We start from the raw sequence: 10581 nt of genomic DNA, 5'->3' as shown, positions 1-10581 counted from the left end.
TGGCCGCCGAGTGGAGCAAGCGCGGCGTTTTTAAATGCGTTCCTGCGCTCTTGCGGCGCCTTCAAGCAATCCGCCTCGGTATTCTCTCCGTCGAAGGCAAGCCGATCGTTCGTCTTTTGAGCAAGATTCCTCGGGAACTGAATCGGCTCCTGGGAAAACTTCGTCTGCTCCCGCTCTTCGCCCAGCCGTCGGCCTGGGCAGCCATGTAGCCAGTAGCGAAAAGGCCTGTCCTTCCGCATCAATGAGTTGTGCCGCTACTCAAAGGAAGTCAAGCAAGAGAATATGCACCAGATCGCTATATATCAATCAGAAAATAAAAAATAAATAAACACCATTTATATTCTGGCTACAGCTCTTTTCGCTCTTTCCCGTTCGTGTCTTGTCTCGCTGACTTGTCGTCGGGAAGTTCGGATAACTGCAAGAGCATCCCTTCGCTAGACTGAAGGTTGCCGATCATGAGACCGCTAAGGCACTGCAATCTAGCGCCTGGATGAGTCGCACAATACGCTTTAATTAGCTTCTGTGCCTCCTTCGCTTCGCCCTGACCGTTCAGAGCACAATCCTCATCCGCATCGCTATTATCCAAATACAAGTATCCACCCTTCTTGAGTTTTGACAAGACGTTTCGGACGCATGTCTTCCGATCATACCCGTCCACTACTGCCAGATCCAAGTATCGTTCAGCAAAATCATCTAAACATGAATAAGTTTTCGGATCTCTAAGCAATAGCGTAACATTGCTTATCCGACATTTTCTTAAACGACCGTCTACTCGTTCGTGCCAATTGGGATCGCTTTCAATGGAAACCACTTCGCGTGCACGTCTCGCAAGCCACAGCGTTGAACTGCCCGATCCGAATTCAATGACCATTGACTCGGGTCTGATGACCGCGTTAACTGCATCGACTGCCGGAAACGGCCACCACGGCAATTCCGGTCGTTCGCCGAGGCATTTTGACTGAATGAAGTAGAATATATTCTCAGGCAAACGGCCCATCTCCCGCCATCCAATAAACTTCCCATCCCAGTTATGAAATCTTCCCCCTCTATCGTTGCCGCCTGTAAGAACGCTTTTTAAGAAACCTTCCATAATGGTTTTCTTCCTCTTGCAAATGTCGTTTTCAATAAGACTTTGTCTCTTCGGTGAGGCTCATAGCTGTCGGGGTTCGCATGATTACCTTCTAGTGCCCTGCATGCTAAATGGCATGACACGTGCGCAGCATTCTGGCAGTGCTTGTTATGCGGAGAAGATACTAGAAAAGGTCTACCGCGCATGGGAAGCCTTGCTGACAGTATGTTAGGTCAAGTCGAATACAGGGCACTAGAAAATCGCCATCCGTTGCTGATCGGGCATGCGGTGCTGCGCGAGGTTGTGGCAGGCTGGAAAGCCGAGGTAAAGATATGAGAATCACCCTGCACAAGAATGCGACGACTACGCCGGCAATCCGCGCGGCGATTCGGGCGGGCAACGGGTAGCGATTACGAGTTGGCGACGGCGTTTCGCGTGACTCGGGAGACGAGTCGTCGGTGGCGGAAGCGGGATAACGCCCGCGGACGCCAGCCACACGCCGCATCGTCTTCCGACAACACTCAACTCGGGACAGGAAGAGCTGGTGGTCTACTTGCGCACGCAGCTCCGGCTGCCGCTGGACGATCTGCTGGCCGTCATCCGCGAATTTATCGAACCCTCCATGACCCGCTCGGCCTTGGGTCGGCTCCTGCGGCGTCGAGGCCACTCCCGACTGCCTCAACCGGAAAAACCGGCCAATCCCACGAAACCCTTTAAAGTTTATCTGCCGGGCTATTTTCATGTGGACCTCAAATACCTGCCCCAGATGGCCGACGAGACTTCTCGCCGTTATGTCTTCGTCGCCATCGATCGAGCCGCCCGTTGGGTCAGGGCCCAGATCATTGCGTACTGCTTTTTGGGAAATAGATCGGGGTGAGAGCGTTGCCATCCTTTAAATGGTTTAAGCAGGCTTTAGAGGACTAAGCTAGGTCATCTTCCATTCCGGGCCCAACGGTAAGGCCCTCGCAAAAAGCTTGTTCGCCTCCATACGCCGAGGATCGGAGAACGAGGCGGGCTTCCCAATCCGCCGTCAAGGAAGATCGACGAAGTCGAAGTGTCCTTGACGGCAAATCGCCCGGACACAAAATCCGTTGAAGACGGATCGCAAGAACACCGTTTCTTGCCATCCCTCAATGGCAAATCCGCTCCCTCCGTCCATTCCATTCAGCGAAGAGCCTCTTAACCTTGTAAGTCCGAAATCCGCCTAAATCGAATCAAAATGCATTGAATCCGGGGCCAACGGATCGCCCGCCCATCCGCCGACAGCTGATAGGAAAAGCCGGCTCGCTCCCAGAAATCCAAGAACCGCGCTAGGCCCGGCTGCGATCCTTCGAGGTTCTGGTGATTATGGTGATACTCGACCACGGCTTCCCGAACCCTGGCGAGCGCTCCCGATTTGAACAACTCGGCGATAACCTCGGTTTCGCCCCCTGCGATATCCATCTTTAGAAAATCGACCTCATCTCCGATCCATTCCGAGAGCCGACGCGCCTTTACGCGTACGGACTTGCCGCCTCCCCATAAGTCCGCCTGAACGCTCCCGCAGGTAGTATAAGTTTCGTTCCGATAAAAGTCGATCTCACCCTCTCCTCTCGCCAGGGCGCAGCAATGGACGTTCACGTCAGAAAGTTCGTTACCTCGAATATTGCGCTCGAGAAGGGTTACCAGATTCGGATCGGCTTCGAAGGCATCAATACGGCTACGCGGGTAGCTGACCTTGAAAAAGAGGGTCGCCAGCCCGACGTTGGCCCCACAGTCGAGGATGCGCGGAGCCGGATTGGCCGAGACAAACTCGTAACCGCGCGCGACAAAAATTTCCTGCAACAGCGCCAGCGCCGCTCTTTTTCGGCAAGCCCAGGTCCGACCGGCGATTCGGACAACACCATCGTCCTCTTTGCCATGTCCCACAGACGCTTTTATCCGCATGTAATCCACGAGGATCGCTGCCTTTGAAAGACCGGGAAGCTCCGCTCCCCGGTAAAGCCCGCGCAAGGCCAACAGATGTGAAAAGATCTGGATGTCGCGATCCGCAAGCCATCGCTTAGCCCTTTCTCGCCATCCAGACCCTCCTTCCAATGCTTCTTTTGGCATCTCTCGCTCCGTAGCTTGGAAAGCTTCATGCGCCAAGCGTTTTTTCCCAGACCGCTCTCTCAAGGCCATTTCTGTCGACCGACATCAGGAACTGATCCCCTGGCGATATTGTGGAATTGAACCCTTTCTGCTGGTTTCTGAACGGTTGCGGCAAAAAGGCTAGGGTGCTGCTCCAGCAGCACCCCAGCGCGCCGTTTCTCCTTGAGCCGATAGCTCTCCCCACGGATCGTGATCCCATGGCTGTGGCGGAGGATCCGATTGAGGATCGCCGTTAATTTGAGGCGGGTCAGCATCGCTAGGAGCGGTTCGTGGTCGGTCATCGGAAGCTCTCCCCCAATAACCGTTTCGTACTCGGCCAGCGGTCGAGCCAACTCGCCGCTTCCGGCGGGCGTCTCCAGAACCGCCGCGGTCGGTCGTCGAGCAAAGCCCAGCCCGGTAAGGCCCTCGAAGTGCCCAGGGGCCGCTCGAGCGCTCCGGGCTGGCGGGAAGCCGGGCGTGGCGGGCCACTTCGGCCGCCCCGCGGCTGATCGCGATGACCTCCTTTTCGAGGTGGACCCGGACCGTCTCGCCGATCAGCCTCCAGAGCACCGAGTAGTAGTTAGCGTCAACCTCAACGCAGGCGTCGCTGCTGACCAGCCGGATCAGCTCCCGTGTCAACTCATACGAAGGCCGGCCCCCAGCGGAGAGAGCGCCCTCCGCTCTTCGCAGCTCGCGCTGCTCGGGCGATTCGGCCGCTACAGTCTTGGGATCGCTGAAAGCCCGACCGCCTTGGGCATCCTTGATCCACAGATTCAACGACCAATGGGAAACGCCGAGATCGCGAGCTACCTCGAGAATCGAACACCCCCCTCGCACCAGGGCCACCGCATTCTCTTTGAACTCGCGGTCATAACGCCGCGCGAACTTGCTGCTGCTCTTTCCGTTGTTCATTTGGGGTTTTCCTTTCTATCCCCCAAAGCCCTTGTCCGCAAAATCGAAGAAACTTCAAAGTGTCCTTGACGGCAAATCGCCCGGTCACAAAATCCGTCGAAGACGGATGGCAAGAACACCCTTTCTTGCCATCCCTCAATGGCAAATCCGCTCCCTCCACTACTCCATACAGCGAAGAGCCGCTACGGAACATGACACGTTCCCCCTCACATCAGCGAAGTGTCCCTATCCGCAAATAGCTCTTGAAGCTTTCCTTCCAGCTCCTTTGTGTCCACCCACAACTCGGGATCTATAGTGTTCCTAATCCGCTCCGGCTTCCAAACCTTGCAATCAAGCCAGTGATACTTGACCTCGCACTGTGCCGCTAAGTAGCCATACATCGCATATTGTGGTAGAAACGGCGCCCGGAACTCCAGAACGCGTGCGCCACGCCTGCAAAACACAACATTGGCGAGCCCAGCCCCGTGAGCCGCCGCGACACAATCGGCGTCCTGAAATATTCTAGCCTGTTCTTTCACGGTCCACTTTTCGGGGTAGATGACTTCAAACCCGCGTTTCGAAAGCAGCTCCATCACTTCGGTCTCGTTCACTAAGGCTCGTCTCGCCCTGCCTCCACGAGAAATATAAATGCGTTTTGTTTTTGTATTGAGTCGTTCCTTGCCGCTATCAGATTGCCCAAGAACTAGGCTTCTTACAGAATGAGCCACCCACTTGGGTATTGGTTGCACTCCAAGCGACTCGTGCGAGCAAATATATAGCGTATTGATCTTTAGATTTAGGTCCGGGCTAAGCTGCACAATCTTCGCCTTGGGTACCTCCGCTAACTCGAACAATTCTTCCTGAAATGGCAGGTCGATTACGTTGACGATGATTGCGTCCAGAGCGGGCCAGTCCGACAGGCTCTTGAGAAGAGTCAGCCTATAGGTAATTTCAAATAGCCAGTGAGCATAATTGCGCGCATTAATGTAATCCGTGAAAACTACCGCTGCTCTATCAATGCATCTGGTCACCCTCGGCAACCTCGCCCGCATGAACAAGGAATGCTCGGAGTGAGTGGGTGCGAGTTTCGGGGTTGCCTCAGCGACGAGGCGATTGTCATTACTGATGATTACCCCCCAAAAGGAGCAGACCCTTGCTCCTTGCAAGGAAAACACATCGATAGGCCGTGCCTTTTTCAACCATAGCTCATCTCTGGAGCCGAGGCCGAAAACAGTGGGATCTCCGGTCACCCAATCGAAGTTCTTGGTGAGTAGCAGCGCTCCCATATCGGGCTGCTCCGCGAAGGAGACTCGCACGTCCTCAATCACTCCCCGGGGTGGTTTCTCATCAACTGGGGTCTTAGCGATTGCGGCGATGCACCGCGCGATGCGGATTCGCGCTGGCCTAATGATGCGATATTGGGCAAAAAGGTAGAGAGGGCGAAGCCAGGGGATGTAGTGCCACAAAATCCTGCGTAGCAATGTCCGCAATCTCGTCGTCATCGTTCGTGACCGGGCCTAGCCTGGCGCCTGGCTAGTGTGCTGCATTCGCATTGGCCACAACATATGGTCCACAGGGCTTCCCATGCGCGGTAGACTTATTCTAGCGTTCTCCTGGAGCACCCATCGCATCTCGTACTGTTCAGGCGATTCGGCGGCCAGAGGCTTCGAATCGCTAAAAGCCCGACCGCCTCAGGGATCGAACGGCCCGTTTGAACCAGAGCCGCTGCGTTTTCTTTGAACTCGCGGCCATAGCGCAGTGCGAACTTGCTGCTGCTCTTTTCCTCTTTCATTTGGAGCTTTTCTTTCTATCTCCCAAAGCCCCACGCCGCAAAATTGAAGAAACTCTGATGTGCCCTTGACGCCCTCCTCCCTCCCCAGAATCCGTCGACGACGGATGGCAAGAATTCCGTTCCTTGCCATTCCTCCAATACGAATCCAGCCCACCACCACTCCATACAGCGAAGAGCCTTAAATTCCAGTAGACCTTTCCCAGTTTTTAGAGGCGAAACAGGAGTCAGTCTACCCGCTCCAGCCGTAGAATTGTGACTTCTCGGGGCGACAGGGCAACTGGGAGTCCCTCCTTTTTGAGCCGATCGGCGGTCATGACGCCGCGCTCAGCTTGGGAAACAAGTTCGGAAACCCGGTAACGCCCATCGGGAAGCAAGGGAAAGCGAATAACTCCCTCACCGCTTCTTTCCGGCTGGTCGTACCACATCAGCCGACCCACGAGACAATAGTAGACTCCTTCCGATCTTCGCTTGAGCAGGTTCGCCCATAAGTGCACATTCATGTTTTCCAGGAAGAGGGGCACCCCTCCCCACGAGGCGATGTCGCGAAGAAAAGGGTAGGAAGGATGGCCTTCCCCATGCCCTTCGCTCACCATGGGAGGCACGATCTCGGACGCCCAGATCACTACGACCTTCCCCTTTTCAAAGGTCCTCCAGCTAATCGCCGGCTCTCGCGGATCCTCAACAAACGATGCCGCCGTTTGTGCCCCCGGAGGGGTTGATTGCCCCCGTCCGCAGGTATAGAGCTCAAAGACACCCGCGCCCGAGGGGAAGACTGTTCCCGGAACCGCCCTGGCTCGTACATAATAGCGAACTTCTTCGCTGGTTGGCGGTCCAAAGCCAAACTGGCGCAGGAGAATCCAGTCCTCGCCCGGATGATCCGGGCTCTTCCGTCCGGCTGTTGCGCACATGACAAGGGTGCCTCCCTTCCTGACGTACTCTACCAACTGCTCAATCACTCTTTCCCGCAACTGCTGCTCCGACTGGATGACGAAGAGCATCTTGCTCCGAAAAGCCTTGGGCAGAGAGCCAACGCCAAAGGTAAGTGCCGATTGAGCCAGGGTCATCATAGCCCAGGGCGTCGGATTCTGAAAATTTTCGCAGAAGAGGTAGGCGTCAAAAGGCATTGCGATCGTTTGTCGCAATTCACCGAGGATCGGAACGAACTTCCGCAGGCGATCAAGGGAAACCGGCGGTTTATCCCAGGCGTCCGGATGATTCGGCTCCATGGGGAGATACGTCCTCAGGCCAATGCAGTTCCCGCCCCCGCCCAATGTCGCCGTAAAGACCGTGTCCTCGATCCGAGTAGGATCGTCTCCCCACATCAACGAAACCGATTCACTTCGTTCCTGAAATTCCACCTCCGCTCGCTCGATCATGCCGCCGCCGAGGGTTGCCGGATCCTGTGCTCCACCATTGGCCATGGCACAGCCATGGTCCCTCATCCACTGCTCCAACTCCCAGGAATACCATCCTTCCACGAAGATCAGTCGCCTGGAATCCTGTCCACGAATTGCCTCGACGATCTCCTTGTGAAAGGAGCCCAAACGCAGGCGATAGAAATCCCACCAGTCCGCTTTCCAGGAGTCCGAAGAGTCGCGTGGCGGAGAGCCTACCTCCCTCCAATCGATGAACTTTGCCTCCCACCGATTATTGAGTTCCTGAAGGGTAGCCCACCGCTTCTGACAATACGCCCGGAACTCCGCCTGCGTTTCCGGCTCGTAACCTCCCGGCGTCCGGCCATAGCTCTCATCCATGATAAAATATCCGTGCAGGGCCGGAGAGCCACGGTATCGGGCAGCCAACCTGGACATGAGGGTTTCGATGTGGGCCTTTAGCGGCGGAGCCAAATAGTTGAGCCGGCCACCATGAAAGAGATAGAGCGGCGTAATGCCGAAAATCCTATGATCCTCGTCCTCCGCGTAGGAGGAGGGCATCCATTCCGGGAGCGATCCCGCTTCAAAGCCAATCCAAAGGTAGATGCCGATTCTCTTCTCCTTCGCAAAGTTCAAGATGCGATCCAGCTCGCTCCAATCGTATACTCCGGGATAGGGCTCGAGCAGAGCCCAGGGGACAATCCATTCGATCGTCGGAAACATGGGAGGCAGCGTTTTCACCGCTTCCGTAAAGATTTTCCATCGGTGGTCCACGTCCGCCGTGCGGTCGAACACTGGGGTAACCGAGAGCAGTGGAGTTTTTCGAGCCAGTTCGTCTTGAAACGAGGGAACCTCCGCAGGAATCGGGTCGGGATTCTCCGTCAGTCGGCTTGTGTTTTCCCTTTTTGCGACCAGCCGTGTGACACGATCAAAAGGCCGTAGTTCCGTGGCGATCTCGGCTTCGATCTCGTAAAGGCCGGCGGGCAACGTCCGCAGATCTAGCGTATAAACAAAAGGAGCATCTCCCGGCCACGCAGGTTGAACGTCGATCGAGCGGACTTCTTCTCTCCATGGGTACCGCCGAACATGAATCTTGTAGAGGAACTCGCCCGGAGGACGGAAAAAGGCTACGGGGACCAAAAAAGGCTCCCGCACGCCATAGATATAGGATCCATCCCGAGCCGCCGAGCCGATCCTGACATATTGATTCGGGATCGGCCGAGACAATGGCCAGGTGGTCATCTTTTCTTTGGACCGCCCGGGGATGAAGAGCCGATACTCTTTTTCTTCAATCTTGTCGGGCAGAATGCTCTCCACGTTGGATTGCCGAACACGGACCGAGATCCAATACGTACCCGGATTCCGAATGGGGATGGGCAGGGGCTCGGTCAGTTGGAGCAGATTCACGCCGGGCTCTTCCTTGCTCGGCGCTAGATCGTAGGTTGCTCCACCCGCGAGGACCGGCATGCCCGCATAATCGTCTCGAACCTCCCAGCTCACTTGAAGCTTTCGTGCCGAATAGCTGAAGTCCGCCAACGTCAGGGAAGGGACCGGGTCTAATTCTCCGAAATATTCCTGATCGTTAAACAGGTAATAGAACTCGGAGTCGATGGGATTGAGACGGGCCAGCGCAAAGCCCCAGAACAGAAGGTTGGTCGGCTGGTCCGCGCTTTCGTACTGTCCTTCTAAAAAGAATCCCAACAAGGTGTAGGGAGGCTGGGGAGCGGGATTTCCCGGAAGGGATGAGGCATATCCGCCTCGTGCCCGGGATCCGAATGCAGGCACACTGAACCGAACAGCTCCCACAGGAGTCCATGATGTCGTGTAGCAACTTCCCCGATAGACCCCTTCGGGTCCCGACCCGATCGATTCCGTGTAAAAACGATATTCCCTACCCGCGCTATCCCGAACCAGGAAGTCGAGCTTAAGTTGGGTTCCGTGTGGGATGTCTTTGATACCTAAAAAAGTAAGGCTGTTGGCCCAACGTGGGATCTCGAGCGGATGCTTCAGAAGAAGTGTCTGCGCATTCCCCGGTCGGCACGAAAAGACAAGATGCAGACGATCTGCCTGCTGATCAACGGCAAACCCCTTAGTCCGGTTGGGCGCTTGCCAACTCTCGACATTCGCCAATTGAGGCAGAGGCTCGATTCGAATGGAAGCCTCGGCGGCGAGCCGCCCGCTCAAAAGCAAGAGAACTCCACATCCCAACGCGACATAGCGCAGAAGCGCGGTAGCGACGGCCCGAGTGCGCAAGGGCATCGCCATTCGCCGAGCGATTTTCTTACCTCGTCGACGCACGACTCTTCCCGTCGTTGTTCTCAAACTTTTGCTCGAAAGTTCGGCACCGCGAATCCGCACCCAAGGCGACCTACCGGCGCCGATCACTCCGAAGGGGCTAAAATGCCGTTTCGGCCATACCGCCCTTCGCCTTTTCCTGTCGGCCCAGACCAGTCAGGCTTGCAGCGCCATCCTCCGGAAACCCCTGTAAGGGCGGAGTGGCGCGAGCCAGATTTCGCGGCTTGTATGCGACCAGGCCGATGCTGAAGGAAGGCCAATCCAAGAAGCGGGTTATCCATCGATCCAGAAGTGCAATCCCCGGACGAAATGGGAGAGAAACCCCCCATCCGAGCCATGGATGAAGAACACTGACTCGCCGCATCAGACCCGTCACCTTTTGACTGAACCATCCACTGCAGTAAGAGATCTCCTCGATCCAAAGACCCGCCTCGCGGCAGAGTTCCCACAACATAGAGGGGGTGTATCCCCTGCGCACATGCCAGCCAAGCTCCTCCCTCTGGAAAGGCCCATTATCTTCTTTGCTGATTGCCCGGTAGAGGAAATTAGGAGTGGTAAGCAAGAGACGGCCTCCGGGAATCAGACATGCCGCCATCGACCGGAAGAGAGCCGCGTCGTCCAGGAGATGCTCGACAGTCTCCAAGCAGAGCAGGACATCGAAATGCTGACTCCACTGCTTTTGCTCGTGAAGAAGCCGCGCGTCCAACTGGAGGAATTTTGCCCTCTTGGCTCCCGAAAGCTCAGCCCTTATGGTCGCCGCTTCCAGATCCGCGTGACTCCAGCTAGTTCCGACCGAATCGTATCCGCGCAAGCTGGCGCCGATGGTAAACGCTCCGCTTCCGCAACCCACATCGAGTAGCTTCTCTCCATTAGCGGTTCGAGGAAGGCGTTTGCACAGCCAGCTCCACCGATCCCAGAGGAGAGTGTCTCCGTGCAATAGACCGGCCCGATACCCAAGAATGCGAAATAAGAGATGACGGTCTATGTGCATCGACATCAATCCTTCCTTTGTTTTTCTATGGAACTGTTCGTCCAGTTGGCGAAGCGCCCGT

5 protein-coding genes and 4 pseudogenes are annotated in these 10581 nt (G+C 55.9%); 2 read left to right on the top strand and 7 right to left on the bottom strand.

From position 1 onward, the window contains the following. Positions 1 to 209, top strand: a pseudogene (locus tag MAMT_RS06145) (IS1634 family transposase); the annotation flags it as partial. Positions 210 to 346: 137 nt separating this feature from the next. On the opposite strand, the gene MAMT_RS06140 reads toward MAMT_RS06145, so the two are convergent. Beyond that, positions 347 to 1090, bottom strand: a complete 744-nt coding sequence (locus tag MAMT_RS06140) for a class I SAM-dependent methyltransferase (RefSeq protein ID WP_142660109.1) — start codon at positions 1088 to 1090, stop codon at positions 347 to 349. A gap of 311 nt (positions 1091 to 1401) precedes the next feature. Between MAMT_RS06140 and MAMT_RS12005 the strand changes: the two are divergent. Then, positions 1402 to 1898, top strand: a pseudogene (locus MAMT_RS12005) (transposase family protein); the annotation flags it as partial. A gap of 350 nt (positions 1899 to 2248) precedes the next feature. On the opposite strand, the gene MAMT_RS06130 reads toward MAMT_RS12005, so the two are convergent. From MAMT_RS06130 to MAMT_RS06110, 6 genes and pseudogenes are all read right to left on the bottom strand, one after another. Next, the gene (locus MAMT_RS06130) at positions 2249 to 3160 is read right to left on the bottom strand and encodes an FkbM family methyltransferase (protein WP_178086960.1); all 912 of its coding nucleotides are present in this window, start codon (positions 3158 to 3160) and stop codon (positions 2249 to 2251) included. A 59-nt stretch (positions 3161 to 3219) separates the two neighbouring features. Continuing rightward, a pseudogene (locus MAMT_RS11650) lies at positions 3220 to 3525 on the bottom strand (ATP-binding protein); the annotation flags it as partial. A gap of 127 nt (positions 3526 to 3652) precedes the next feature. Further along, positions 3653 to 4090, bottom strand: a pseudogene (locus tag MAMT_RS11985) (transposase); the annotation flags it as partial. 206 nt (positions 4091 to 4296) lie between these two features. Further along, a complete protein-coding gene (locus tag MAMT_RS06120) occupies positions 4297 to 5397 on the bottom strand; it encodes a glycosyltransferase family 61 protein (protein ID WP_178086958.1) in 1101 nt (366 codons plus the stop codon). A 688-nt stretch (positions 5398 to 6085) separates the two neighbouring features. Continuing rightward, positions 6086 to 9499, bottom strand: a complete 3414-nt coding sequence (locus tag MAMT_RS06115; protein ID WP_142660106.1) for a beta-galactosidase — start codon at positions 9497 to 9499, stop codon at positions 6086 to 6088. A 130-nt stretch (positions 9500 to 9629) separates the two neighbouring features. Further along, positions 9630 to 10520, bottom strand: coding sequence for a class I SAM-dependent methyltransferase (locus tag MAMT_RS06110; protein WP_178086957.1), 891 nt, complete (start codon positions 10518 to 10520; stop codon positions 9630 to 9632). Between the last annotated feature and the right edge of the window lie 61 nt (positions 10521 to 10581).

The sequence above is a fragment of the Methylacidimicrobium tartarophylax genome, assembly GCF_902143375.2.
GTDB lineage: Bacteria > Verrucomicrobiota > Verrucomicrobiia > Methylacidiphilales > Methylacidiphilaceae > Methylacidimicrobium > Methylacidimicrobium tartarophylax.
The sequence above is the reverse complement of the archived record's forward strand: the minus strand, read 5'-3'. Positions and strand labels throughout refer to the sequence as shown.